This window comes from Bradyrhizobium sp. (assembly GCF_019242285.1).
Classification (GTDB): domain Bacteria; phylum Pseudomonadota; class Alphaproteobacteria; order Rhizobiales; family Xanthobacteraceae; genus Bradyrhizobium.
This window is the reverse complement of the sequence record NZ_JAFAVV010000484.1, coordinates 1-24729: the sequence shown is the minus strand read 5'-3', so window position 1 is coordinate 24729 and position 24729 is coordinate 1. Positions and strand designations below refer to the sequence as shown.

Annotated in this window: 25 protein-coding genes; 14 read left to right on the top strand and 11 right to left on the bottom strand. The window is 66.0% G+C overall.

Going from position 1 to position 24729, the window contains the following annotated elements; translation table 11 throughout:
• The 10 genes from JOY90_RS19270 to JOY90_RS19225 form a co-directional block, all read right to left on the bottom strand.
• On the bottom strand, positions 1-1336 hold a 1336-nt coding region (locus JOY90_RS19270), incomplete at its 3' end, for an ABC transporter substrate-binding protein (protein ID WP_291692702.1).
• A gap of 23 nt (positions 1337-1359) precedes the next feature.
• Entirely contained in the window at positions 1360-2466 is a 1107-nt protein-coding gene (locus tag JOY90_RS19265) for an ABC transporter ATP-binding protein (protein ID WP_291692701.1), read from the bottom strand.
• Entirely contained in the window at positions 2466-3455 is a 990-nt protein-coding gene (locus JOY90_RS19260) for an ABC transporter ATP-binding protein (RefSeq protein WP_291692700.1), read from the bottom strand. The genes JOY90_RS19265 and JOY90_RS19260 overlap by 1 nt, the downstream gene beginning before the upstream one ends.
• The gene (locus JOY90_RS19255; protein ID WP_291692699.1) at positions 3452-4162 is read right to left on the bottom strand and encodes a DUF1028 domain-containing protein; all 711 of its coding nucleotides are present in this window, start codon (positions 4160-4162) and stop codon (positions 3452-3454) included. Before JOY90_RS19255 ends, JOY90_RS19260 begins: the two co-directional genes overlap by 4 nt.
• A gap of 262 nt (positions 4163-4424) precedes the next feature.
• Positions 4425-6230, bottom strand: coding sequence for a gamma-glutamyltransferase family protein (locus tag JOY90_RS19250; protein ID WP_291692698.1), 1806 nt, complete (start codon positions 6228-6230; stop codon positions 4425-4427).
• Positions 6231-6321: 91 nt separating this feature from the next.
• Positions 6322-7317, bottom strand: a complete 996-nt coding sequence (locus JOY90_RS19245) for an ABC transporter ATP-binding protein (RefSeq protein WP_291692697.1) — start codon at positions 7315-7317, stop codon at positions 6322-6324.
• Complete coding sequence (locus JOY90_RS19240; protein WP_291692696.1) at positions 7314-8300, bottom strand: ABC transporter ATP-binding protein; 987 nt, start codon at positions 8298-8300, stop codon at positions 7314-7316. The genes JOY90_RS19245 and JOY90_RS19240 overlap by 4 nt, the downstream gene beginning before the upstream one ends.
• A gap of 33 nt (positions 8301-8333) precedes the next feature.
• Positions 8334-9308: an ABC transporter permease gene (locus tag JOY90_RS19235; protein ID WP_291692695.1), complete on the bottom strand. Its 975-nt coding sequence runs from the start codon at positions 9306-9308 to the stop codon at positions 8334-8336.
• 1 nt (position 9309) lies between these two features.
• Entirely contained in the window at positions 9310-10290 is a 981-nt protein-coding gene (locus tag JOY90_RS19230) for an ABC transporter permease (RefSeq protein ID WP_291692694.1), read from the bottom strand.
• Positions 10291-10451: 161 nt separating this feature from the next.
• On the bottom strand, positions 10452-12053 hold the full coding sequence (locus tag JOY90_RS19225) for an ABC transporter substrate-binding protein (protein WP_291692693.1): 1602 nt from the start codon (positions 12051-12053) through the stop codon (positions 10452-10454).
• A 216-nt stretch (positions 12054-12269) separates the two neighbouring features.
• On the opposite strand from JOY90_RS19225, the gene JOY90_RS19220 reads away from it, so the two are divergent.
• Positions 12270-13526: an FAD-dependent oxidoreductase gene (locus tag JOY90_RS19220; RefSeq protein ID WP_291692692.1), complete on the top strand. Its 1257-nt coding sequence runs from the start codon at positions 12270-12272 to the stop codon at positions 13524-13526.
• A gap of 107 nt (positions 13527-13633) precedes the next feature.
• On the top strand, positions 13634-13888 hold the full coding sequence (locus JOY90_RS19215) for a DUF6489 family protein (protein ID WP_291692691.1): 255 nt from the start codon (positions 13634-13636) through the stop codon (positions 13886-13888).
• Between the two features lie 24 nt (positions 13889-13912).
• On the opposite strand, the gene JOY90_RS19210 is transcribed toward JOY90_RS19215, so the two are convergent.
• Complete coding sequence (locus JOY90_RS19210; protein WP_291692690.1) at positions 13913-14833, bottom strand: alpha/beta hydrolase; 921 nt, start codon at positions 14831-14833, stop codon at positions 13913-13915.
• A 179-nt stretch (positions 14834-15012) separates the two neighbouring features.
• Here JOY90_RS19210 and JOY90_RS19205 point away from each other — a divergent pair, with 179 nt between their 5' ends.
• From JOY90_RS19205 to JOY90_RS19150, 12 genes are all read left to right on the top strand, one after another.
• Positions 15013-15390 carry a hypothetical protein gene (locus JOY90_RS19205; protein ID WP_291692689.1) on the top strand — a complete coding sequence of 126 codons (378 nt, stop codon included), beginning with the start codon at positions 15013-15015 and terminating at the stop codon, positions 15388-15390.
• 199 nt (positions 15391-15589) lie between these two features.
• Positions 15590-16063: a phasin gene (locus JOY90_RS19200; RefSeq protein WP_291692688.1), complete on the top strand. Its 474-nt coding sequence runs from the start codon at positions 15590-15592 to the stop codon at positions 16061-16063.
• Positions 16064-16154: 91 nt separating this feature from the next.
• Entirely contained in the window at positions 16155-17024 is an 870-nt protein-coding gene (gene paaX / locus JOY90_RS19195) for a phenylacetic acid degradation operon negative regulatory protein PaaX (RefSeq protein WP_291692687.1), read from the top strand.
• A gap of 73 nt (positions 17025-17097) precedes the next feature.
• Positions 17098-18093 carry a 1,2-phenylacetyl-CoA epoxidase subunit PaaA gene (gene paaA, locus JOY90_RS19190; protein WP_291692686.1) on the top strand — a complete coding sequence of 332 codons (996 nt, stop codon included), beginning with the start codon at positions 17098-17100 and terminating at the stop codon, positions 18091-18093.
• 13 nt (positions 18094-18106) lie between these two features.
• Positions 18107-18394 carry a 1,2-phenylacetyl-CoA epoxidase subunit PaaB gene (gene paaB, locus JOY90_RS19185; RefSeq protein WP_291692685.1) on the top strand — a complete coding sequence of 96 codons (288 nt, stop codon included), beginning with the start codon at positions 18107-18109 and terminating at the stop codon, positions 18392-18394.
• A 129-nt stretch (positions 18395-18523) separates the two neighbouring features.
• The gene (paaC, locus tag JOY90_RS19180; RefSeq protein WP_291692684.1) at positions 18524-19300 is read left to right on the top strand and encodes a 1,2-phenylacetyl-CoA epoxidase subunit PaaC; all 777 of its coding nucleotides are present in this window, start codon (positions 18524-18526) and stop codon (positions 19298-19300) included.
• Entirely contained in the window at positions 19294-19797 is a 504-nt protein-coding gene (paaD, locus tag JOY90_RS19175; protein ID WP_291692683.1) for a 1,2-phenylacetyl-CoA epoxidase subunit PaaD, read from the top strand. Before paaC ends, paaD begins: the two co-directional genes overlap by 7 nt.
• A gap of 5 nt (positions 19798-19802) precedes the next feature.
• The gene (gene paaE / locus JOY90_RS19170; RefSeq protein ID WP_291692682.1) at positions 19803-20885 is read left to right on the top strand and encodes a 1,2-phenylacetyl-CoA epoxidase subunit PaaE; all 1083 of its coding nucleotides are present in this window, start codon (positions 19803-19805) and stop codon (positions 20883-20885) included.
• A 21-nt stretch (positions 20886-20906) separates the two neighbouring features.
• Positions 20907-21365 carry a hydroxyphenylacetyl-CoA thioesterase PaaI gene (gene paaI, locus JOY90_RS19165; protein ID WP_291692681.1) on the top strand — a complete coding sequence of 153 codons (459 nt, stop codon included), beginning with the start codon at positions 20907-20909 and terminating at the stop codon, positions 21363-21365.
• Positions 21366-21385: 20 nt separating this feature from the next.
• On the top strand, positions 21386-22717 hold the full coding sequence (gene paaK / locus JOY90_RS19160; protein ID WP_291692680.1) for a phenylacetate--CoA ligase PaaK: 1332 nt from the start codon (positions 21386-21388) through the stop codon (positions 22715-22717).
• Positions 22718-22763: 46 nt separating this feature from the next.
• Entirely contained in the window at positions 22764-23780 is a 1017-nt protein-coding gene (locus tag JOY90_RS19155; RefSeq protein WP_291692679.1) for a zinc-binding alcohol dehydrogenase family protein, read from the top strand.
• A 7-nt stretch (positions 23781-23787) separates the two neighbouring features.
• A partial coding sequence (locus JOY90_RS19150) for a YeeE/YedE family protein (protein ID WP_291692678.1) occupies positions 23788-24729 on the top strand: 942 nt, incomplete at its 3' end.

The window sequence follows — 24729 nt, the reverse complement described above, 5'->3', positions numbered from 1 at the left end:
TCACAAGCCGCGCATCATCGAGCGCCTTGTCGACCTCCGGGTTGGAATAGGCGCTGTAGTTTTGTGGAGCCTTGGTCCGGTGGAAGATGTAGGAATTGCCGTCGGGATCGATGCGGCCGCTCCAGTCGAGCAGGAAGGCCTGATATTCGCCGGCCTCGGCCTGCTTCAATGCCGTGGCGAGCTCCGTGATCCTCAGCCTGACGTCGAAGCCGGCTTCCGCCGCCATCGACTGCACGACCTGCGCGACCGTCTCCGACTCGACGTTTTTCGCGACCATGAAATCGACGGTGATCGGTCCGGTGACGCCTGCCTCCTTCATCAGCTCCTTGGCCTTTCCGATATCCCGCGGCCGGACCGGATAGGCCTTCTGATAATAGGGATGTTCCGGATTGACCCACTGGTTCCCAGGTACGAACTCGCCATTATAGACCACTTGATTGATCGCCTCGCGGTCGATCGAGAGATCGAGCGCCTGCCTTATCTTGGCGGATTGGCTGAGCGGCCCCTTACTCTTCTCATTGCCGATGTTGATGGTGATGCCCTGATAGCCGAGCGACAGCGCGGTCGACAGTCTCAGCTTCGGATCGGCGCGTACGTCCTTGATGTCGGTCGCAAGCAGTCGCTCCATCAGGTCGACGCCGCCGGACTTCAGATTGGCGAGCCGCACGGTGGAGTCGACGATCGGCAGGTACACGATCTTGTCGATGAAGAGGTTGTCCTTGTTCCAGTAGTCGGCGAACTTCTCGAACACGATGCGGTCCTGCTGCACGCGTTCGACGAACTTGTAGGGCCCTGCGCAGACCGGATGCAGTCCGAACTTGTCGCCTTGCTCTTTGGCAGCCTTTGGCGAGACCATCATGCCGGCGCGGTCGGTGAGCTGCGCGAGCAATGGGGAGTAGGACGTCTTCAATATCAGCTTGATGGTGAGCGGGTCGACGACCTCGACATGGTCGAGCGCTGCCAGCTCCGGCTTTCGGAACGAGGTCGGAAAGTTGAGGTGACGCTCGATCGAGAATTTCGCGGCTTCGGCGTCGAACGGTTCGCCGTCGTGGAATTTCACGCCGGGCCTGAGCTGGATCGTCACTTCCTTGCCATCCGTGGAAGTCTCGTGCGACAGCGCGAGCTGCGGGACGATGTTGAGCTTTTCGTCGATGTCGAACAGCTTGTCGCAGATCGCTGCGAACACGATGCGGCCGACATAGGTACGGGCCAGCGTGGGGTCGAGAATGTCGGGGTCCTCCGCGAGCCCAATGCGTAGCGTCGTCTCGGCCAATGCACTTGCTCCGATGGACAGTAGCAGCACCGTCGTCGTCAATGCCAAGCGCATCAGCCTCATCGCACTTCCCCCTCTGTTGCGGGTCACACCGCCGTTGGCGTGGTCCCGATCGTACCAACCCCGGAAGGCACAGGTCCTTCCTTCCGGCGGCCAAAAGCGGCCACCAGTCTCTCGAGTGCTGGCGAAAGCGCCCCGTCGGAAGGGACGATCGTCTCGGCCGGCGGCAATTCCGCCACCCGATGACAGGCGGTGGCATGGCCTGACGCGTCGGCAAGCAATTGTGGTGCCACAATGCGACAATCGTCGATCGCAAACGGGCAGCGGGTGTGGAAGCGGCAGCCCGACGGCGGATGTAGCGCGCTCGGCAGCTCGTCTTGCAGCAGCATGCGGCTGCGCCCGGCCTGCGGTTTCGGCACCGGGATCGCCGACAGCAGGGCGCGGCTATAGGGGTGGCGCGGAGCGGCGAACAGCGCCTCTGTTTCCGCGGTTTCGACGATGCGGCCGAGATTCATCACCGCGACGCGGTCGGCGATGTGCTTCACCACCGCGAGGTCGTGGGAGACGAAGACGTAGGCGAGCCCGAGGCGCGCCTGCAGGTCGCGCAAGAGGTTCAGGATCTGCGAACGGATCGAGACGTCGAGTGCGGACACCGGCTCGTCGCAGATGATGAGCTTCGGCTCGACCGCGAGCGCCCGGGCGATCGCGATGCGCTGACGCTGGCCGCCGGAGAACTCGTGCGGGTAGCGCCGCGCGAAGCGCGGCTCGAGGCCGACCAGCCGCAACAGCTCCTCGATCCGCGCGCGGCGTCGGTCGGGCGGCACGAGATCGTGCAGCCGCAGCGGCTCGCCCAGGATCTGGCCGACTGTCATGCGCGGATTGAGCGAGGCATAGGGGTCCTGGAAAATGATCTGCGCCTGGCGGCGGAACGCGCGCAGCCCGTGGGCGTCGAGCGCGAGCAGGTCGCGACCCTCGAAGCGGAGCCGGCCGGCATCCGGTTCGATCAGCCGCAGCACCAAGCGGCTCAACGTCGACTTGCCGCAGCCGGACTCGCCGACCAGCGCCAGTGTCTCGCCGGCCTCGACGTGGAAGCTCACGCCGTCCACCGCCTTGACGAAGGCGGTCGGCCGGCCGAACAGATTGCGCTCGACAGCGAAATGCTTGACGACATCCTCGGCTTCGAGCAGCGCCATCACGACACCAGCCGCTCCAACGGCGTCTTGATGCAGCGCGAGGCGTGTCCCGGCGATATCTCGGCAAGCGGCGGCGGCGCGGTGCGGCATTCCTCGCTGACGAACGGGCAGCGCGCCGCGAAGCGGCAGCCGTCGGGCGGGCGCATCATGTTCGGCACCATGCCCTCGATGGTCGCGAGCTGCGCGGCGCGGCGGTCGAGCCGGGGGATCGAGCCGAGCAGCCCGACCGTGTAGGGATGTTGCGGCGAGACGAACAATTCATCGACGCTCGCGCGCTCGACGATCTCGCCGGCATACATCACCGCGACCTCGTCGCAGACCTCGGCGACGACGCCGAGATCATGGGTGATCAGGATGATCGCCGCGCCGCTGTCGGACTTGAGCTCGCGCATCAGCTCGAGGATCTGCGCCTGCAGCGTGACGTCGAGCGCGGTGGTCGGCTCGTCCGCGATCAAGAGCCGCGGATCGCAGGCCAGCGCCATCGCGATCATGACGCGCTGGCGCATGCCGCCGGACAGCTTGTGCGGATAGTCGTCGACGCGCCGTTCGGGCGAGGGGATGTGCACCCGCCGCAGCAGCTCGATCGTGCGCGCCCGCGCCGCGGGACGTGATCCGCCGCGGTGTCGCAGGATGGTCTCGATGATCTGGTCGCCGATGGTCAAGCTCGGGTTGAGCGAGGTCATCGGCTCCTGGAAGATCATGGCGAGCCGGTTGCCGCGCAGGTCGCGCAAGGTCTGGTCGGGCACGTCGAGCAGGTCGAAGCCGTCGAATCGAACCGAGCCCGAAATGTCGGCGGATCGTTTCGGCAACAGCCCCATGATCGCCAATGAGGTGACACTCTTGCCGCAGCCGGACTCGCCGACGAGGCCGAGCGTTGCGCCGCTTGCAACGGAGAGGTCGACGCTGTCGACCGCATGGGTGGTGCGGCCGTCGTCGCCGTGAAACAGCACGCGCAGCCCCTCGATCTCGATCAGCGACGGCGCCGTCATCGCTGGCTCGCGAGCCCGGCTTCGACCTCGGCATCGATGATGGCACGATCGGTCGTGCCGGCCGGGTTCTGCCGGGTCGGCAGGAATTTTCTGAAATGCACCCAGCGCTCGCGGCTGACGCCTTCCAGCCGTTCCAGCTCTTTCAGCGGATCGGGATGGTCGTCGACCCTCAGATCGAGCGCCGACCATTCCTCGTGCTCATGGATCAGCAGCGCCGCCGATTGCTTGCCGCGCTTGTCGCCGCCAGCCGCTTCGCCCGCGCGCATCGCCGCGAGCAGGCGTCGCGCGAACGGCAGACCATCATTTGCGACATAGGCCGTCGCGGTGTCGTCGAGCACCGCAGGCCCCGCCAGCATGTTGCCGGCCAGCGAAAAACCGTCGCCTTTCAGGTGCCCGCACCATTCGATGCATTCCGCGCCGGTGTGTGCGGCGATCCGGCCGCTTGTGTCCATGACGTGGAGCTGCCGGCTTTCACGTCCGGCGTCCGCCGCGGTCAGAATATGGACGATCTCGTCCGGCGTCCTCCCCTCGCGCAGCAGCCTGACGCCGTCGATGCCGTAATAGGGATTGACCATCGCCTGCGTCGCGACCCCGCCCAGACCGGCAGCGATGTGAGGTACGCGGGCGCCGACGGCGAAGAATCGCGTTGCCACCGCGATGCCGATCTGGCCGCTGGCTCGGTCGCGGGCGATGATCGACCAGGTCATCTCAAAACCTCTGCTCCCTCTCCCCCGCTCTTCGCGGGGAGAGGGCTGGGGTGAGGGGCTCCCTCCGCGACGACGGTGAGAGTGGAGTTTGCGCAGGCCCCCCTCACCCGGAATTCAAGCTGTGCCTGAATTCCGACCTCTCGCCGCATCCGCCTTCGTCCGAAGGCGGGCTTCGGCGGACAGGTGCGGGGCGAGGTGGCGACTGAAACTGCCTCTGCGATCTGACGCGAAATCATCGTGCTCCAGGAGTCATCTCGGTTGCTCACCGTCCGGCGGCGTAGCCCTGCATGCCGCGCGGATTGGCGGCGGCGCGGCGGCGACGGCCGACGCGCGAGGCGGCCGTCAGCCGGCCTTCCGACCAGTCGGACCCGACTTCGACGACATGGCCGCGGCGCGCGAGCTCGTCGCGGCTTGCCTTCGGCACGCGGTTCTCGACCACGAGCACGCCGGGTCGCGCAGTGCGCGGCCAGAACGAGATCGGGAAGTGCTCGGTGTGCCAGGCCGGCGCGTCGATCGCCTCCTGCAGGTTCAGCTTGGCGTGGACATGGCGCAGGAAGAACTGCGTGATCCACTGGTCCTGCTGGTCGCCGCCGGGCGAGCCCCAGACGAGATAGGGCTCGCCGTCACGCAGCGCCATGGTCGGCGACAGCGTGGTGCGCGGCCGTTTGCCGGGCGCGAGGGCGGCGGGGTGATTCTCCTCCAGCCAGAACACCTGCGCGCGCGTGCCGAGGCAGAAGCCGAGCTCGGGGATGACGGGCGAGGATTGCAGCCAGCCGCCCGAGGGCGTCGACGACACCATGTTGCCGGCCTGGTCGATGATGTCGAAATGCACGGTGTCGCCACGCACCTCGCCGAAGCGGCCGACCGTCGGCTCGCCGGCGCCGAGCGCACCGACCGCCTCGCGCTGGCCCCCGGCGCGGCGGAGTTTTACGACCGCGCCAAAACCCTCGACCGAACCGGGCACGAAATCGAGCGAGGCCTTGTCGGAGATCAGCTTGCGGCGCTCGTCATTATAGGCATCCGACAGCAGCGTCGTGATCGGGATGTCGTTGAATTTCGGATCGCCATAGAACTTCTCGCGGTCGGCGAAAGCGAGCTTGGCGCATTCGATCTGGAGGTGGATGAATTCGGGGCCGGTGGGATCGAGCCCGTCGAGCTGAAAGCCTTTCAGCAGCGCGAGCTGCTGTAGCATCACCGGGCCCTGGCTCCAGACCCCGGCCTTGCAGACGGTGTAGCGGCCGTAATCGTAGGTGAGCGGCGCCTCCACGGTCGGCTGCCAGCGCGCCATGTCGTCGGCGGAGAGCACGCCCCTGTGCGGCTTGCCGGAGACGTCCATGACCTCCTGGGTGCGGCAGAAGCTGTCGATCGCCTCGGCGACAAAACCCTGCGACCAGGCCTTGCGCGCGCGCTCGATCTGGGCGTCGCGGTCGCCGCCGGCGCTTTCCGCCTCCTCGAGAATGCGGGCGTAGGTTTCCGCAAGCCGCTTGTTGGCAAAGAGCGTGCCCGGTTTCGGCACCTCGCCGTTCGGGAGATAGACCGCCGCCGAGGTTGGCCAGTGCTGCCGGAACAGCTGCGCCACGGTCTGGATGGTGGCGCAGGCGCGCTCGACCAGCGGATAGCCGTCGCGGACATAGGCGATCGCCGGCTCCAGCACGTCGCGCAGCCGCAACGTGCCGTAGTCACGCAAGAGCAGCATCCAGGACTCGAAAGCGCCGGGGACGCAGGCGGCGAGCAGCCCGGTGCCGGGCACCATGTCGAGGCCCTCGGCGCGATAATGCGCGATGGTGGCGCGCGCCGGGGCCGGCCCCTGGCCGCAGATCACCTCCGTGCGGCCGCGCCTGACGTCGTGGACGATGATCGGCACCTCGCCGCCCGGACCGTTCAGGTGCGGCTCGACCACCTGCAACGTGAAGGCGGTGGCGACCCCGGCATCGAAGGCATTGCCGCCCCTCTCCAGGGTCGCCATGCCGACCGCCGTCGCGATCCAGTGTGTCGAAGTCACGACCCCGAAGGTGCCCTCGATCTCGGGTCGGGTCGTGAACGGGTCGGGATTGATGCGGCTGGTCATGTGAATTCATTCTCGGATCAAAGGGAGGTGTAGTTCACCATAGCTGCCCGCTTCTGCCAACTGGTATGCCAGAGGGTTTGCGACCGGCCGGTCAGGCTGGAACCGCCTGCGGCTGATTGACGGCATGGCATGCGACCCCATCGATCAAGGTCGGCGTCTCCTTCCGGCAGAGGTCGAATGCCAGCGGACAGCGCGGATTGAAGGCGCAGCCTTTGGGAGGGTCGATCGGGTTCGGAATTTCGCCCTGGACCGGAATGCGTTGCCGGCCGGACATCGCGAGGTCAGGCACCGCACCGAGCAGCATCTTGGTGTAGGGCATCCGTGGCGCGGCGAAGAGCCGGCGTCCGTCCGCGATCTCGACGATGCGGCCGAGATACATCACGCCGATCCGGTTCGCCATGTGGCGGACCACGGCGAGGTTGTGGCTGATGAAGAGATAGGTCAGGCCGAACCGGTCCTGCAGGTCGCGCATCAGATTGAGGATCTGGGCCTGCACCGAGACGTCGAGCGCCGAGGTCGGCTCGTCGCAGACGATGAATTCGGCGTTGGAGGCGAGTGCCCGCGCGATCGCGATGCGCTGGCGCTGTCCGCCGGAGAACTCATGCGGAAACCGCTTGCCGTCATCGGCGTGCAGACCGACCAGTGAGAGCAATTCGTCGACCCGCTCCTGGATTGGCCGCTCGCCCTGGATCAGGTTGAAGGCGCGGATCGGCTCGGCCACGATCGCATCGACCCGGAAGCGCGGATTGAGGCTCGCATAGGGGTCCTGGAACACCATCTGGATGCGGCGGCGCAGCCGCGTGCGCGCCTGGGCCTGCCGCGGATCGGTCATCGAGACGCCGTCGATCACGACCTCGCCCGAGCTCGGCGGCAGCAGTCCGACCACCATGCGCGCCGCCGTGGTCTTGCCCGAGCCGGATTCGCCGACCAGGGCAAAGGTCTCGCCTTTCCTGATGTCGAAGCTCACGCCGTCGACCGCCTTGAGGAATTCGGGGTGGCCGCCTTCGAGCACGCGGTTGAGCCACGGCTTCGAGACGTCGAACACGCGGCGCAGGTTCCTGATCTCGACCAGCGGCGCCGTGGTCATGCTGCGCTGTTCCTGACCGAAGAGTCGTAGAGATGACAGGCGACGATCTGCGAACCTTGCGGTTTCGGCTCCGGCCGTTCGACGCGGCAGCGGTCGAACACGAAGCCGCAACGCGGGTTGAACGCGCAGCCGGGCGGGATCGCCGACAGCCGCGGCATCGCGCCCGGAATCTGCACCAGGCGGTGGGTGTCGCCGGCCAGCGTCGGGATCGCGCCCATCAGGCCCTTGGCGTAGGGGTGCAGCGGATTCCGCACCACGTCCTGCACCGGGCCGATCTCGGCGATCCGTCCCGAATACATCACGGCGACGCGGTCGCAGGTCTCGGCGATCACGCCCATGTCGTGGGTCACCAGCATCACCGCGGTGCCGTGGTCGCGGCCCAGGCGCTTGATCAGCGCGATGATCTGGGCCTGCACCGAGACGTCGAGCGCGGTGGTCGGCTCGTCGGCGATGATCAATTCCGGCTCGGCGCAGATTGCGAGCGCGATCACGACGCGCTGGCGCATGCCGCCGGAAAACTGGTGCGGATAACCGTCGATGCGTTTGTCCGGCGCGGGAATGCCGACCTCGGCCAGCAGCGCAATGGCGCGCTTGCGCGCGGCGCCTTCGGACAGGTTGAGATGCGTCCGCATGGTTTCGACGAGCTGGTCGCCGATCCGGTACAGCGGGTTGAGGCTGGTGAGCGGGTCCTGGAAGATCATGCCGATCCGCTTGCCGCGCACTTTCCGGATTTCCTCCGGCGGCAGATCGTCGATGCGCAGGCCGGCGAGGCGGATCTCGCCGCCCGAAATGCGGCCGGGCGGATCGATCAGCCCGATCACCGCGAGCCCGGTGACGGATTTGCCGGCACCGGATTCGCCGACCACGCCGAGCACCTCGCCCTTCTCGATGTCGAGGGAGACGCCGTCGACGGCGCGCAGGGTCCGGTGACGGTTGGCGAACTCGACCTCGAGATTGCGCACGGAAAGGACAGGTTCGCTCATGCCGTCAAGTCTCGAATGTACAACGAACGCGTTTCATCGGAGTTTCGGATTGAGCGCTTCGCGCAGCCAGTCGCCCAGCAGGTTGATGGAGAGGATCAGCGCCGCCAGCGCGAAGCCCGGGAAGGCGACGATCCACCACTCGCCGGAGAACAGATAGTTGTTGCCGATCCGGATCAGGGTGCCGAGCGAAGGCATGGTGTCGGGCAGGCCGACGCCGAGGAACGACAGCGTCGCCTCGGTGATGATGGCGAGCGCGAGGTTGATGGTCGCGATCACCAGCACTGGTCCGATCGCGTTCGGCAGCACGTGGCGCAGCATGATCACGGGTGCCGGCAGGCCGATCAGTTGGGCGGCGGCGACATAGTCCTTGTTCTTCTCGACCAGCACCGAGCCGCGCACCGTGCGTGCGTACTGCACCCAGAAGCTCAGGCCGATCGCGATTACCAGCACCCCCAGCATGCTCATCGCATCGAGCCGGTTGCCGAACACCGACTTGACCACGCCGTTCACCAGGAGCGCGATCAGGATGGCGGGGAAGGTGAGCTGCACATCGGCGATGCGCATGATGAGGGAATCGATGGCGCCGCCGACATAGCCGGCAACGAGGCCGAGCACGATGCCGATCGTGCCCGACAGCAGCACGCCGAGCACGCCGACCGCGAGCGAGATGCGCAGGCCGTAGAGGATCGCCGACAGCACGTCGCGACCCTGCTCGTCGGTGCCGAGCAGGTACGGGCTCTGGCCGTCGGCGGTCCACAGCGGCGGGATGCGCGAGTTCATCAACTGCAGTTGCGCCGGATCGAACGGGTTTTGCACCGCCAGGACGGAGGCGAAGATCGCGGCCAGGAAGAACAGCAATGTCACGAACGCCGCGAGCATCGTGAGCTTCGAGCGGCGGAAGGAATAGAACAGATCGCTCGCGGCCGCGCGCCTGAGCCAACCTGGCTGCTGGAAGCCGGTGCGCGGCGCGCCGGCTTCTGCTTTGCGCGGGACGACGGCGTCGCTCATGTCATGCCGGCCGGCTGATGGTCGAGCGCAGGCGCGGATCGACGACGGTGTAGAGGATGTCGACCAGAAGGTTGATGGTGACGAAGATCAGCGACACCATCATCAGGTAGGCCGCCATGATCGGAATATCGACGTTCTGCACCGCCTGCACGAATAACAATCCCATCCCCGGCCACTGAAACACGGTCTCGGTGATGATCGAGAAAGCAATAACCGAGCCAAATTGCAGTCCGGCCACCGTGATGACAGGCACCAGCGTGTTGCGAAGCGCATGGCCGAAATGGATGGCGCGCGTAGTCAGACCCCGCGCGCGGGCGAAGCGGATGTAGTCGGTGCGCAACACCTCGAGCATCTCGGCCTGCACCAGCCGCATGATGAGCGTCATCTGAAACAGCCCGAGCGTGATCGAGGGCATGATCAGCGCCTTCAACCCGGACAGGGTGAGGAGACCCGTCGTCCACCAGCCGATCCGCACCACCTGCCCGCGGCCGAAAGACGGCAGCCAACCCAGGACCACCGCGAACAGATAGATCAGCAGGATGCCGATCAGGAAGGTCGGCAACGAGATGCCGACGAGCGAGATCGCCTGGAACACCTTGGCGAGCAGCGAATCGCGCCGCAGCGCGGAGTGGACGCCGAGCAGGATGCCGAACACCATGGCCAGCATGGTGGCGCAGGTGGCAAGCTCGAGCGTCGCCGGCAACCGTTCCGCCAGGAGATCGGCCACCGGCTGGCGGAACTGATACGAGGTCCCGAACTTGAACTGCGCGGCGTTGACGAAATAACGGCTGAACTGCACGAGGACCGGATCGTTCAGGCCGAGCTGGTCGCGGATCCTGGCGCGCTCGGCGGCGGAGGTGTCGATCGACACCATCTGGTTGACCGGGTCGCCGGCGAAACGGAACATCGAAAACGCGACGACGCCGACAACGACCATGACCCCGATGGCCTGAATGGCTCGACGAAGGATGAAAGCGAGCATTTGATCCTTTCGCTTCCCTGCAATTTTTCATGCGCGTCGTTGCGCTCTGCCGGAGGGCATGATCGTCCTGGAAAATCGGTTCCTCGTTTTCCGGATCATCGCCTCCTGAACGAAAAATCCCGGAGGCGCGACGCCGCCGGGACTTTGGGTCGTTCGACCGCTCACTCTTCCTGTTTGGTAGCCCAGTACAGCAAGACCTGATTGTCCGCGCGCTGGGGCAGCTTTACCTTTTTTGACACGCCCCAGGCAAGAGCCTGCTGGTGCAGCGGGATGTAGCCATAGTCCTTGATGCCGAGCTCGTAGGCCTGCTTGATCATCTCGTCGCGCTTGGCGGTGTCGGCCTCGACCAGGATCTTGTCGGTCAGCGCGTCCAGCTCCTTGTTGCAATAGCCGCCGAGATTGGCCTCGCCGCGCGTGGGATCCTTCGGGTCGTCGCGACAGCCCATGATGTCGTGCAGCACGTTGTGGGAGTCGGCGGTGGCCGGCGTCCAGCCGAGCAGGTAGAACGAGGTCTTGAAGCCGCCGGGCTTCAGCACCTTGGCGAAGAACTGCGCCTTCGGCTGCGCCTGAAGGTCGACCTTGACGCCGATGCGGGCGAGCATGCCGACCACCGCCTGGCAGATCGCGGCATCGTTGACATAGCGGTCGTTGGGGCAATCCAGCGTGATTTCGAAGCCTTCGGGATAGCCGGCCTCGGCGAGCAGCTTCTTGGCCGCGTCGGGATCGAATTTCGGCCGGGTGAAGTCCTTCGCGAGCGGAAACAGCGGCGGCGCGATCATCAGGGCCGAAGGGGTCGACAGGCCGCGCATCACGCGGTTCTTGATCAGCTCGATGTCGATCGCCCTGTAGAACGCCTCGCGAACGTGGACGTCCTTGAATGGATTCTTGCCCTTGACGCTGGAATAAAGCAGCTCGTCGCGGGTCTGGTCCATGCCGAGGAAGATCGTGCGCAGCTCGGGGCCGGTCATCACGGTTGCGACGCCGCCGCCGTTGACGCGCTGGATGTCCTGGATCGGCACCGGCTCGACCACGTCGACCTCGCCGGACAAGAGCGCCGCGACACGCGTGGCATCGGAGGCGATCGGCGTGAAGTCGATCTCCTTGAGGTTATGGATGGGCTTGCCCCACCAGTTCGGGTTGACCTTGAACACGGTCTTCACGCCGGGCTGGTGGCTCTCGATGATGAAGGGACCGGTGCCGTTCTCATGCAACGAGGCGTAGCTCGGAGTGGCGGCGGAAGCCGGTGTCGGCGCGACGGCGTCGTGCTCCTCGCACCATTTCTTGTCCATGATGAACCAGCCGTCCCACTGCGAGATCAGGATGGGATTGGGCGAGTCGAGCATCACGTCGACCGTGTAGTCGTCGACCTTGACGAACTTGGCGTCGGCCGGAACGTTGGAGAGGAAATTGGAGCCGGTCGCCCGCACGCGTTGCGCGGAGAAGATCACGTCGTCGGCGGTGAAGGGATCGCCATTGTGGAATTTGACGTTCTTGCGCAGATGGAAGCGCCAGTGTTTGGGATCGAGCGTTTCCCAGCTCTCCGCCAGCGCCGGAGCGACCTTGAGGTTCTTGTCGCGGGTGATCAGGCCCTCGTAGACATGCGCGTGATGCGCGATCGTGGTCGTCTCCTTCAGCGTGTAGGGATCGAGCGATTTCAATTCGCCCTGATTGGCGTAGCGCAGGACCTGGCCTGATGCCGGGGAGATCGCCACGCCGACCGACAAGGCGATCGCCGCTGCAAGCAAGGTTTGACGAACCGACATTTGTTGACGCTCTCCGCTGATGGCAGCAACTTTGCAAGTAGCGCAAGTAGCAATGGGGACAATGAGACGAGGACCGATGCATGTTGCCAGAGTTTGGCGACCGCGCAAGCGCGATTTCCGGACGAGCCGGCGTCGTTTTGCGGGCCCGGCGCTATCCTCGAGGTGCAGTGCAGGTGGTCCCAACATACGTGAGACATTCAACTTTCGGAGTGCTGGATGGCCGAACTGAAGGCCGACGTTCTCGTACTTGGCGCAGGCATGGTCGGTGTCGGCGCCGCCTTGCATCTGCTGGCGCGTGGCCGCGACGTCATCCTGGTCGACCGGCATGAGGCGGCCGGCGAGGAGACGAGCTACGGCAATACGGGCATCATCGAATGTGCTTCGGTGTTTCCCTACATGTTTCCGCGCGACCCGGTCGAGATCCTCCGCTACGCCTTGAATCGCGCGCCGGAGGTGCGCTACAGCCTTCGCGATCTGCCGGAATTCATGCCCTGGCTGATCCGCTATTATCTCGCCTCGGCGCCGGCGCGCGCGCAGCGCGGCGCGATGGCGGTGCTGCCGTTGATCCGGCAGAGCCTCCGCGAGCACGAGGCGCTGGTCGCGGAGGCCGGCACGCCCGAACTGATCAGGCGGGGCGGATGGATCAAGCTGTTTCGTCACGAGGCCAATCTCGTCAAAGCAGTTCGCGATTTCGAGCGGGCGAAGCAGTTCGGCGTCGCCGGCGAGGTCCTCGACGCTGCCGGGCTGACGACCCGCGAGCCGCAGCTGAGCGGCGATTTCGCCGGCGGCATCCATCTGACCGAGCCCGGCTTCGTACCTGATCCCGGCGGGCTCACCAAGGCCTATGCTGCGCTGTTTCGTCGCAAGGGCGGCCGCTTCGTGGTGGGGGAGGCCCGGACGCTGGAGCAGGTGAGCGGCCGCTGGCGGGTGAACATCGCCACAGGCAGCGCCAGTGCCCGCGAGGCCGTGGTCGCGCTCGGCCCCTGGTCCGACCAGGTGTTCCGGCCGCTCGGCTATGCCATCCCGCTTGCCGTGAAGCGCGGCTATCATCTGCATCTGAAGCCGCGCGGTAACGCCGTGCTGAATCATCCCGTGCTCGACACCGATCAGGGCTTCGTGCTGGCGCCGATGACCCGCGGCATCCGGCTGACGACCGCCGTCGAGTTCGCCCGCCGTGACGCGCCGTCGACCCCGCGCCAGATCGAGCGCGCGCTGCCGCGGGCGCGCGGGCTGTTTCCATTGGGGGAGGCGCTGGAGCCGAAACCCTGGAAGGGCGCGCGACCCTGCCTGCCGGACATGCTTCCGGTAATCGGGAGGGCGCCGCGTCACCCCGGGTTGTGGTTCGACTTCGGTCATCAGCATCACGGGCTGACCCTGGGGGCCGTCACGGGAAGGTTATTGGCGGAAATGATGACCGGCGAGCCGCCCTTTGCCGATCCCGCTCCTTTCGGTGTCGAGCGTTTCGGTCGATGATATCAGCCGGAGCCGGCGGACAGATCCGCCGTTCCATCAGCCTGCTTGCTTGACTCGCCCGGCCGTGACGATACTGGCAATCTGGACCGAAGCGAACAGGAGCCGCCATGAAGGTCAACGTCGAGATAGACTGCACGCCCCTGGAGGCCCGCCAGTTTTTCGGACTTCCCGATGTGATACCGATGCAGGCGGCGATGATGGACAAGTTGCAGGAGCAGATGGCGGCCAACATCGAGAAGATGACACCGGAGGCGCTGATGCAGGGCTGGTTCGCGTTCGATCCGAAGCTCGCCGAGCGCGTGCAGGACATGTTCGTGACCATGTCGGGACTGGGCTCGCTCAGCAGCGACAAGAAGAAGTAGGGAGCGCGGAGCTACGCCGCCTTTCTACGCCGCCTCGGCGACCGCGCCATGGGCGTGCCGGTCGATGGCGTCGATCACCTCGGGCCACACCGGTATTGGCAGCGCATGGCCCATGCCCTCGATCATCATGAGCCTGGCACCGGGAATCGAGGCCGCGGTATCCCGCCCGCCCTCGGGACGCACCAGCGGGTCGACGGTGCCGTGAATCACCAGGGTCGGCGCCTTGACTTGGCGCAGCCGGGCCTTCCGGCTGCCGGAAGCGAGGATCGCGCGAAGCTGGCGCATGACGCCGGCCGGGTTGAGGCCGCGCGAAAAGATGCGCTCGGCGCGTGAGCGGTCCAGCGCCTCGTCTTGCGGAAACGATCCGACCCGCAGGATCTTCCAGACCTGTTCGAAGCGGGTGATATATTCCTCTTTGTTGCTCGGCCGGGGCGCCGTCAGCACGGCCATGGCCTCGCGGCTCGGCGGCCGGAGCCGGGGATTGCCCGTCGTCGACATGATGGAGGTCAAGGAGCGCACCCGTTCCGGAAACGAGATCGCGATCTCCTGCGCGATCATGCCGCCCATCGAGGCGCCGACCAGATGCGCCGAGGCGATGCCGAGCGCATCCATCAGTGCGGTGGTGTCTTCCGCCATGTCGCGCAGCCGATAGGGCGCCGCCACGGGAATCCGGAAGAGGCGCAGCTTGAACACCTCGAAGGCGGTGATCGGGCCGCCGCCGGACAGTTTGCTCGATTGGCCGATGTCGCGGTTGTCGAAACGGATGACGCGAAAGCCGCGCGCGGCAAGCCGCTCGCAGAATGCGTCGTCCCACAGCACCATCTGGGCGCCGAGGCCCATGATCAGCAGCAGCGGCTCGGCGCCGACGTCCCCGAAAATCTCGTAGCAGATGTCGATTCCATTGGCGCGGACGGTCCGCGCCGGTTCATGGGCAGTAGTATTCACGATGGTATTCCCCGTCGATCTGCGCTCGAAGAGGGGGGAGTGCAGCGGCGAACCTATGACATGGTTCACGGGACGTAAGAAGGCTTGGTCATGCGGCTCGTCCGCGCGCCGGCGTAGTGATCGCGACCATGTGATGGGCCGAGTCGAGGAATCGAGGCCCAGCTTTCGGGAGGGTGCCGATGGCCGACAAGGGCAACGATCCGCTCGCGATGTGGCAGCGGATGGTCTCGGACATGCAGAAGAGCTTCAGCGCCCTGGCGAGCCAGGCCATCCAGTCTTCCCGTCTCGGCGGTCCCACCACTGCCGCCGGCGAGGCGAGCAGCGGATCGCGCCAGCTCGACAGTCTCATGGAGCGCTATCTCGTCAGCATGAACCTGCCGAGTCGCGGGCAGATGGCCGACCTCGCCGACCGGCTGCAGGCGATCGAGGGACAGTTGAACGAGATCAAGGCTTTGCTGTTGCAGATGAGGGCGAGTGAGGCACCCCCGCCCGCACCGAAGCCGCCACGAGGCCGCCGCCCACCTGGAGCGCCAAAATCGTCCACGGAAGAGACATAGCTGAGTTGCCTTCAAGGCAGGCAACCAAGTTGTTGATATCCTGGGCAAATCGACGCTATTTTAATCATATCACGAATTCGTGATACTGCATCGCACCATGATTATTGCGTTGCACCATATAACTGTGGCATAAGGATGGGGCCCCGGGCCGATCCGGACGGGGTGAACCCATAGCTCCAAAACGAGGATGGAGACCCCAATGACCGATACCAACAACATGTACGACAGCGTCAAGGAAGCTTTCGCGCCGGTGAACGAAGCGTTCAAGAATTTTCAGAACATGGAAGTTCCCGAGGCGGCCCGTGATTTCGTCAAGCGCTCGGCCAACACGGCCAAGGAGCGCACCGCCGAGGTCTATGCCGGCTCCGAGCGGGTGACGACTGCCATCGAGAGCGCGGTCGCCGACGGCGTCAGCGAGGCTGCCAAGATCGGCCGCAACATCCAGCAGGCGATCTATCAGGACGCCGAGGCCTTCTTCGAGGGCATCGACAAGCTCGCGTCCGCCAAGACCATCAACGAGGCCGTGCAGATCCAGTCCGATCTGGCGCGTGCGCGCGGCGAGGTCATCATGTCGCGGGCGAAGTCGACCACCGAATATCTCGGCAAGCTGGTTGCCAATGGCACCAGGTCCGTCCAGGACAACTTCGCCAAGGCGTACAACAAGAACGCCTGATCGAATTCTTCCGTCAGACGATCGTTTCGGGCCCGCGCCAATGCGGGCCTTCTTTTTTGCCCGCTTGGTCGAAACACGTTATGCGTGGCGCATGCCGCCACCCCCGCTTGCCCGCATCATCGACGAGCTCAAGCGCGAGCCTTCGCGCACCGGCTCCATCGTCATCACGGTGTTTGGCGATGCGATCGTGCCGCGCGGCGGCTCGGTCTGGCTCGGCACGCTATTGGAATTCTTTGCGAGCCTCGACGTCGACGCCGGCGTGGTGCGGACCGCGATGTCGCGGCTCGCGGCCGACGGCTGGCTCGCGCGCCACAAGGCCGGCCGCAACAGCTTCTATTCTCTCTCGGAGAAGGGGAAGCAGGTCTTCGACGTCGCGACCAGGCACATCTACGATCCGCCGCTGTCGGGCTGGTCCGGGCGTTTCGAGCTGCTGCTGATCGGCAATGGCGAGGATCGTGACGTCTCACGCGAGGCGCTGCGTAATGCCGGCTTCGGCAGCCCGCTGCCCGGCGTGTGGATCGCGCCCTCGGGCGTTCCGGTGCCGGAGGAGGCGGCCGGCGCGATCCGGCTCGAAGTGTCCGCCGAGGATGACAGCGGCAGGCGGCTGTCGCGCGAGAGCTGGCCGCTGCAACGCACGGCTTCTGCCTATCTGAAGTTCAGCAAGAGCTTCGAGCCGCTGCATGCCGCAATCGCGCGGCGGCCGCTCGAGGCGGCCGACGCCTTCACCGCGCGCGTCCTCTTGATCCATCATTATCGCCGCGTGGTGCTGCGCGACCCGCTGCTGCCAACCGCCTTGTTGCCGACCGATTGGCCGGGGAGCGCCGCGCGACGGCTCTGCGGCGAAATCTATCGCGCCCTGCTTCCCGCATCCGAACAATGGCTTGACCGCAATGGAAGCAACGAGGGCGGGCCCTTGCCGCCGGCCGAGGCCGCATTATGGCACCGCTTCGGCGATCCATAACGTGTTACATAATTATATTGCGATTTTGATTTTTTGTTATATATTGGCGACAACTCCCAGGGAGGAGAACGCCATGTACACACAGGCGCTGAACAACAATTCGGACGCTGCCGACCGCACTATCGAAGACGCCGCGCACACGACCGCGTTTCAGGCGCGCATCGATGCCGAGGCGCGCATCGAGCCGAACGACTGGATGCCTGCGGCCTATCGCAAGACCCTGGTGCGGCAGATCTCCCAGCACGCCCATTCCGAGATCGTCGGCATGCTGCCCGAGGGCAACTGGATCACCCGCGCGCCCTCGCTGCGCCGCAAGGTGGCGCTGCTCGCCAAGGTGCAGGACGAATGCGGCCATGGGCTCTATCTCTATGCCGCGGCCGAGACGCTCGGTGCCTCGCGCGAGGAACTGGTCGACGCGATGCTGGCCGGCAAGGCGAAATATTCCTCGATCTTCAACTATCCGACCCTGACCTGGGCGGATATCGGCGTGATCGGCTGGCTGGTCGACGGCGCCGCGATCATGAATCAGATTCCGCTGTGCCGTTGCTCCTACGGCCCTTACGCACGCGCGATGATCCGCGTCTGCAAGGAAGAGTCCTTCCACCAGCGCCAGGGCTACGAGATCATGCTGACGCTGTGCCGCGGCTCGGCCGCGCAGAAGGCGATGGCGCAGGATGCGTTGAACCGCTGGTGGTGGCCGGTGCTGATGATGTTCGGCCCGCCGGACCAGGCGAGCCAGCATGGCGACGCCTCGACGAAATGGAAGATCAAGCGCTTCTCCAATGACGAGCTGCGGCAGAAATTCGTCGATGCCACCGTGCCGCAGGCGCAATATCTCGGCCTCTCGATTCCCGATCCCGGCATGACGCAGGACGAGGAGGGGCACTGGCGCCATGGCGCGATCGACTGGAGCGAGTTCAAGCAGGTGCTGGCCGGCAACGGCCCGTGCAACCGCGACCGGCTGGCGGCGCGTCGCAAGGCCCACGACGATGGTGCCTGGGTGCGCGAGGCGGCCGCGGCCTATGCCGAGAAGCGGAAGTTTCGCCAGGCCGCGCAGGCCGCCGAATAGAAGGGAGGCCACCATGGCCACGCCGAACACGCCGCTGTGGGAAGTGTTCATTCGCAGCCGCAACGGGCTGGCGCACCGGCATTGCGGCTCGCTGCACGCGAGCGACGCGACCATGGCGCTACAGGCCGCACGCGACATCTACACCCGCCGCGGCGAGGGCTTGTCGATCTGGGTGGTGCCGTCGGGCGCGATCACGGCGTCCGACCCCGCCGAGAAAGGCATGATGTTCGAGCCGGCGGAATCCAAGATCTACCGTCACCCGACCTTCTACGAGGTGCCCGAGGAAGTCGGGCATATGTGACGTTCGAGCCCCTCATCCTGAGGAGCCTGCGTAGCGGGCGTCTCGAAGGATGAGGCCACATCCGGGCCTCATGGTTCGAGACGCGCTTCGCGCTCCTCACCAGGAGGGACGAACAACGGACCACTTGAGATGACCGCCCCATCGATCTCCGTCTCCGAAACCCCGCTGGTGCTCTACACGCTGCGCCGCGCCGATGACGCGCTGATCCTCGGCCATCGGCTGTCGGAATGGTGCGGGCACGCGCCGATGCTGGAAGAGGACATGGCGCTGTCCAACATGGCGCTCGATCTCTTGGGCCAGGCGCGCACGTTCTACACCTATGCGGCTGCGGTCGAGGGCAACGGCAATGACGAGGACAAGCTCGCCTACCTGCGTGACGTCAGGCAGTACCGCAACCTGCTGCTCGCCGAGCTGCCGAATGGCGATTTCGCGCATACCATGGTGCGGCAATTCTTCTATTCGGCATTCGCCGACCTCTATTGGCGCGCGATGATGACGTCCTCCGACGCGACGCTCGCCGCCATCGCCGCGAAATCGGAGAAGGAGAGCGCCTATCATCTGCGCCATTCGTCGGAATGGATCGTGCGCCTCGGCGACGGCACGGAGGAAAGCCACGTGCGGGCGCAACGCGCGATCGACGATCTCTGGGCCTTCACCGGCGAGATGTTTGCCGTCGACGACAGCGAGCGCGGCCTGATCGAGGCCGGCATCGCGGCAGATCCGGCGGCCTTGCGGCCGGCGTGGCTCGGGACGATTACCGCCGTCGCAAGCGAGGCGACGCTGGTGTTGCCCGGCAATGACTGGATGCAGCAGGGCGGCCGTTCCGGCCGCCACAGCGAGCATCTCGGCCATCTCCTCAGCGAATTGCAGTCGATGCAGCGGACTTTTCCGGGGGCGACATGGTGACGACGCTGGCCGATGACGCCGAGTTGCGGCAGCGCGCTTGGGACGCCGCGGCAAGCGTGGTCGATCCCGAGATTCCCGTGCTCACCATCGCCGATCTCGGCGTGCTGCGCCAGGTCACCGTGCGCGACGGCCGTGTCGAGGTCGCGATCACGCCGACCTATTCGGGCTGTCCCGCGATGAACATGATCGCGCTGGAGATCGAGCTCGCGCTCGCGCGCAGCGGTTTTCGCGATCCGAAAGTCCGCATCGTGCTGTCGCCGGCCTGGACCACGGACTGGATGAGCGAGGACGGCCGCCGCAAGCTCCGCGACTACGGCATAGCCCCGCCCCAGGCCGCCCGCTCGCGCCGCGCGCTGTTCGGCGTGGAGGAGGTGGCATGCCCGCATTGCGGCGCCGGCGATACCGAGCAGCTCGCCGAATTCGGCTCGACCTCCTGCAAGGCGCTGCGGCGCTGCAAGGCCTGCCGTGAACCTTTTGATTACTTCAAATGTCATTGAGAGAGATGTCTGCAGCCGCCCCGCGCTTCCACCGTCTGGCCGTCGCCGATCTGCGCCGCGAAACCGCCGACGCGGTGTCGCTGACTTTCGCGATCCCGCGTGAGCTGGCGGGCGATTACAGCTTTGCCCCCGGTCAATATCTGACCCTGCGCACGACGATGGACGGCGAGGAGGTGCGACGCTCCTATTCGATCTGCTCCGGCCCCGACGACGGCGAGCTGCGCATCGCGGTCAAGCGGGTCGACGGCGGCGCGTTCTCGAGCTGGGCCGCCGATGAGCTGAAGCAAGGCGATGCGCTCGACGTAATGACGCCGACCGGCCGGTTCGGCGTGGCGCCGGCGCCGACCGAGGCGCGCATCCATGTCGGCTTTGCCGCCGGCAGCGGCATCACACCGCTCCTCTCGATCGTCAAGGGCGTGCTGGCGCACGAGCCGCACAGCCGCTTCTTCCTGTTCTATGGCAACCGCAGCAGCACCGAGATGCTGTTTCGCGAGGAGCTGGAGGAGCTGAAGGACCGCTTCATCGATCGCCTGTCGCTGTTCCATGTCATCTCCGGCGAGGAGCAGGATCTGCCGATTCTGCACGGGCGGCTCGACGGCGCGAAGGTGAAGGTGTTGTTGCGCTCGCTGGTACCCGCTTCGTCGGTCGATCACGTCTTCATCTGCGGTCCCATTGGCATGAGCGAGGCGATCGAGGCCGTCTGCCGCGATCTCGGCATTGCCGACGAGCGCATCCATGTCGAGCGCTTCGTCTCGGGCCTCGGCGGCAAGCCGCGGCCGAAGCTGGTCGTGCCGCCGACGGCGCCGCCCAAGGCGTTTGCAGCGCTGATCATCGACGGCAAGCGGCGCGAGGTGCCGGTCGCCGAGGGGGAGGCGATCCTCGATGCGGCGCTGCGCGCGGGCGTCGACCTGCCGTTCGCCTGCAAGGGTGGCATGTGCTCGACCTGCCGCGCCAGGCTGGTCGAGGGCAAGGCCGAGATGGACGTCAACTACTCGCTGGAGCCGTGGGAGTTGAAGGCGGGCTTCGTTCTGACCTGCCAGGCAAAACCGGTTTCGGAAAATGTCGTGGTCGATTACGATCACGTGTAATAGACCAGGAGACGCCCGATCGTGAACGTCAAGGCAACACTTTCGCCCGAGGACATCGCACGCGCCTGCGCGGAGGCGATGTGGAAGGAGGACGATGCGTCTTCCGCTCTCGGCATGAAGATCGTCGAGATCGGGCCGGGCCGGGCGATGCTGTCGATGACCGTGCGGCCGGACATGGTCAACGGGCAGCGCATCGCCCATGGCGGCTTCATCTTCACGCTCGCCGATTCCGCTTTTGCCTTCGCCTGCAACAGCCACAACGCGCGCGCGGTGGCCGCGCAGGGCGACATCACCTTCATCCGGCCGGGCAGGCTCGGCGATCTGCTGGTCGCGACCGCGCGCGAGGTCTCGCGGAGCGGACGTTCGGGCATCTATGACGTGCAGGTCAGGGTCGGCGACGACGTCATCGCCGAGTTTCGAGGGCATTCCCGGGTGATACCCGGGGCGTGGTTGCCCGAACCGGACACAAGACAAAAATAAGACGTTCGAGGAAACGCAGGATGGCTCCAACAAGTCCGAAGACCAAGGCGGGCGGCTATACGCCGCAACTCGATGATGCCGAGCGCGCCTCGCGCGACGAGATCATGGCGCTGCAGACCACGCGCCTCGCCTGGTCGCTCGGGCATGCCTACGACAATGTCGGGCATTACAAGCGCGCCTTCGATGCCGTCGGCGTCCACCCATCGGATTTCCGCGAGCTTTCCGATCTCGCCAGATTTCCCTTCGCGGCGAAGAAGGATCTTCGCGACAATTATCCCTTCAACATGTTCGCGGTGCCACGCGAGCAGCTCGTGCGCGTCCATGCCTCGTCGGGCACGACCGGCAAGCCGATCGTGGTCGGCTACACGGTGGCCGATATCGAGACCTGGTCGAGCGTGATGGCGCGCTCGATCCGCGCCGCCGGCGGCCGCTCCGGCATGATCATCCACAACGCCTATGGCTATGGCCTGTTCACCGGCGGCCTCGGTGTGCACTACGGCGCCGAAAAGCTCGGCTGCACCGTGGTTCCGGTCTCCGGCGGCATGACCGAGCGGCAGGTGCAGCTCATCAACGATTTCCGCCCCGACATCATCACGGTGACGCCGAGCTACATGCTGGCGATCCTCGATGAGTTCAAGCGGCAGGGGCTCGATCCCAGGAAGTCGTCGCTGAAGTTCGGCATCTTCGGCGCCGAGCCCTGGACCAATGCGATGCGCGCCGAGATCGAGGGCGCGTTCGAGATGGACGCCACCGACATCTACGGCCTGTCGGAGGTGATCGGACCGGGCGTGGCGCAGGAATGCCTGGAGACCAAGGATGGCCTGCATATCTGGGAGGATCATTTCTACCCCGAGGTGATCGATCCCGATACCGGCAACGTGTTGCCGGACGGCGAGATGGGCGAACTGGTGTTCACCTCGCTCACCAAGCAGGGCTTTCCGGTGATCCGCTATCGCACCCGCGACCTGACGCGGCTGCTGCCCGGCACGGCGCGGCCGGGGATGCGGCGGATGGAGAAGGTCACCGGCCGTTCCGACGACATGATCATCCTGCGCGGCGTCAACCTGTTCCCGACTCAGATCGAAGAAGTGCTGCTCGCCACCGACTGGTGCGGCGGCCACTTCATTCTCGAGCTGACGCGCGACGGCCGCATGGACGAGCTCACCATTCACGCCGAGTCACGCCCGGAGAGCTGGGACGGCAACGGCCTGACCGATCACGCCGACCGGGTCGTCCTGCACATCAAGAACACGATCGGCATCACCGCGAAGGTGAGGGTGGTCGCGCCCGACACGCTGGAGCGCTCGCTCGGCAAGGCCAAGCGGGTTTACGACAAGCGGCCGAAGGGATAATTGGGCCTCGCGGCGAGCCGGCCGCGAGAACTCCGGATTGCCGACCATGGTTTCTGCCGAAAGATCATCCCGTCTCGCCGTCGAGGCGCGTTGCGTGCGGCTCATCGCCAAGGCCGCCGACGCGGCCTCGCTCGCGCCCGCGATCGAGCGGCGCACGCTCTTGCGCGGTGATGGCGAGGTGCTGATCGAGCTGAAGGCGGCCGCGGTCAATCCCTCCGACGTCAAGGCCGCCACCGGGCTGATGGCTTATGCGGTGTTTCCGCGCACCCCGGGCCGCGACTATGCCGGCGTCGTGATCGACGGTCCTTCGGACATGATCGGGCGCGAGGTGTTCGGCTCCTCCGGCGATCTCGGCATCCGTCGCGACGGCACCCATGCGACACATCTGGTCGTCGAGACGGACGCGGCGGTGGACAAGCCCGCCACGATCTCGTGGGAAGAGGCCGCCGGCATCGGCGTGCCCTTCGTCACCGCGATGGAGGGCTTTCGCCGCGCCGGCACGCCGAAGGCCGGCGAGGCCGTGCTGGTGATGGGCGTCAACGGCAAGGTCGGGCAGGCGGCGGTGCAGATCGCGACCTGGCAAGGCGCGCGCGTCATCGGCGTCGTGCGCAAGGCCGAGCCGTATGAGGGGCATGCCACTGCCGCGGTCGACGTCATCGACGCGTCCGCCCACGACGTCGCCGCGCGGGTGCGCGAATTGACCGACGGCCGCGGCGCCGACATCGTCTTCAACACCGTCGGCGATCCCTATTTCCAGGCGGCGCACAAGTCGCTGGCGCTGCGCGGGCGGCAGATCCTGATCGCGGCCGTGCATCGCATCGTGCAGTTCGACATCCTTGAATTCTACCGCGGCCAGCACACCTATGTCGGCATCGATACGCTGGCGCTGTCGTCGGTTGCGACTGGCGACGTGCTGCGCGAGCTCGCGCCCGGCTTTGCCGGCGGGCATCTGAAGCCGTTCGCGATCAATCCCGCCGCGATCTATCCGCTGGAAGACGCCAAGCGCGCCTATGTCTCGGTGGCCGGCTCCGCGCGCGACCGCGTCATCCTGCGGCCGGCGTAGCAGGCCAGTGGACTATCCCGCCAATATCGTCGTCCTCGGTGGCCTCGTCATCGGCCTCGTCTACGGCGCGATCGGGCTTTTGAGCGGCTTCTGCATGCTGAGCGGCCTGCGCGGCTGGTGGGCGGAAGGCGACGGCCGGCTGGCGCGCAGCTACGCGCTCGCGATCGGGGTCGCGATCATCGCGACACAGCTCCTCGCGGCGTTCGGCCCGGTCGATCTCGGCAAATCGATCTACCTGCAAGCGACGTTCTCGGCGCCGCTGATGTTCCTCGGCGGTTTGCTGTTCGGATACGGCATGGTGCTGTCGAATGGCTGCGGCTCGCGCGCGCTGGTGCTGCTCGGCCGCGGCAACCTCCGTTCCTTCGTGGTGGTGATCGTGCTCGGCATCGCCGCCGAGATGACCCTGAAGGGCCTGATCGCGCCGGCGCGGGTCGCGCTGCTGCAACTCTCGCAGGCCACCAGCACGGTGACGTCGCTGCCGGCGCTGCTGTCGAGCGGCGGGCTGCACGGCATGCCGGCGCGTTTTCTTCCCGCGGTGCTGCTCGGCGGCGCGCTGATCATCTTCGCTTTCAGACATGAGGCATTCCGCCGCTCGCCCGGGCAGGTCGCGGCAGGGCTCATGATGGGGTTGCTGGTCGCGGCCGGCTGGTTCGTGACCGGCTATGTCGGCGCCGACGAGTTCAACCCGGTGCCGGTGACGTCGCTGACCTTCATCGCGCCGATTGCCGACAGCCTGCAATATGCGATGCTCTCGACCGGGCTTTCGTTGAACTTCGGCATCGCCACGGTCGCCGGCGTCTTTGCCGGCAGCCTTGTGACCGCGCTGCTGACCGGCCGTTTCGAGTTCGAAGGTTTCATTTCGCCGCGGCACATGTTGCGCTCGGCCGGTGGCGCAGCGTTGATGGGCGCCGGCGGCGCGATGGCCTATGGCTGCTCGATTGGGCAGGGG

Excerpts from the sequence above, each read along its gene's own strand:
- paaX (WP_291692687.1), top strand. The coding sequence starts at position 16,155 with ATGCCGCCACCCCCGCTTGCCCGCATCATCGACGAGCTCAAGCGCGAG.
- JOY90_RS19200 (WP_291692688.1), top strand. The coding sequence starts at position 15,590 with ATGACCGATACCAACAACATGTACGACAGCGTCAAGGAAGCTTTCGCG.
- JOY90_RS19205 (WP_291692689.1), top strand. The coding sequence starts at position 15,013 with ATGGCCGACAAGGGCAACGATCCGCTCGCGATGTGGCAGCGGATGGTC.
- JOY90_RS19265 (WP_291692701.1), bottom strand. The coding sequence starts at position 2,466 with ATGGCGCTGCTCGAAGCCGAGGATGTCGTCAAGCATTTCGCTGTCGAG.
- paaK (WP_291692680.1), top strand. The coding sequence starts at position 21,386 with ATGGCTCCAACAAGTCCGAAGACCAAGGCGGGCGGCTATACGCCGCAA.
- JOY90_RS19220 (WP_291692692.1), top strand. The coding sequence starts at position 12,270 with ATGGCCGAACTGAAGGCCGACGTTCTCGTACTTGGCGCAGGCATGGTC.
- JOY90_RS19215 (WP_291692691.1), top strand. The coding sequence starts at position 13,634 with ATGAAGGTCAACGTCGAGATAGACTGCACGCCCCTGGAGGCCCGCCAG.
- JOY90_RS19260 (WP_291692700.1), bottom strand. The coding sequence starts at position 3,455 with ATGACGGCGCCGTCGCTGATCGAGATCGAGGGGCTGCGCGTGCTGTTT.
- paaC (WP_291692684.1), top strand. The coding sequence starts at position 18,524 with ATGACCGCCCCATCGATCTCCGTCTCCGAAACCCCGCTGGTGCTCTAC.
- JOY90_RS19230 (WP_291692694.1), bottom strand. The coding sequence starts at position 10,290 with ATGCTCGCTTTCATCCTTCGTCGAGCCATTCAGGCCATCGGGGTCATG.
- JOY90_RS19245 (WP_291692697.1), bottom strand. The coding sequence starts at position 7,317 with ATGACCACGGCGCCGCTGGTCGAGATCAGGAACCTGCGCCGCGTGTTC.
- JOY90_RS19250 (WP_291692698.1), bottom strand. The coding sequence starts at position 6,230 with ATGACCAGCCGCATCAATCCCGACCCGTTCACGACCCGACCCGAGATC.
- paaA (WP_291692686.1), top strand. The coding sequence starts at position 17,098 with ATGTACACACAGGCGCTGAACAACAATTCGGACGCTGCCGACCGCACT.
- JOY90_RS19255 (WP_291692699.1), bottom strand. The coding sequence starts at position 4,162 with ATGACCTGGTCGATCATCGCCCGCGACCGAGCCAGCGGCCAGATCGGC.
- paaB (WP_291692685.1), top strand. The coding sequence starts at position 18,107 with ATGGCCACGCCGAACACGCCGCTGTGGGAAGTGTTCATTCGCAGCCGC.
- paaD (WP_291692683.1), top strand. The coding sequence starts at position 19,294 with ATGGTGACGACGCTGGCCGATGACGCCGAGTTGCGGCAGCGCGCTTGG.
- JOY90_RS19155 (WP_291692679.1), top strand. The coding sequence starts at position 22,764 with ATGGTTTCTGCCGAAAGATCATCCCGTCTCGCCGTCGAGGCGCGTTGC.
- JOY90_RS19225 (WP_291692693.1), bottom strand. The coding sequence starts at position 12,053 with ATGTCGGTTCGTCAAACCTTGCTTGCAGCGGCGATCGCCTTGTCGGTC.
- JOY90_RS19235 (WP_291692695.1), bottom strand. The coding sequence starts at position 9,308 with ATGAGCGACGCCGTCGTCCCGCGCAAAGCAGAAGCCGGCGCGCCGCGC.
- paaE (WP_291692682.1), top strand. The coding sequence starts at position 19,803 with ATGTCTGCAGCCGCCCCGCGCTTCCACCGTCTGGCCGTCGCCGATCTG.
- JOY90_RS19240 (WP_291692696.1), bottom strand. The coding sequence starts at position 8,300 with ATGAGCGAACCTGTCCTTTCCGTGCGCAATCTCGAGGTCGAGTTCGCC.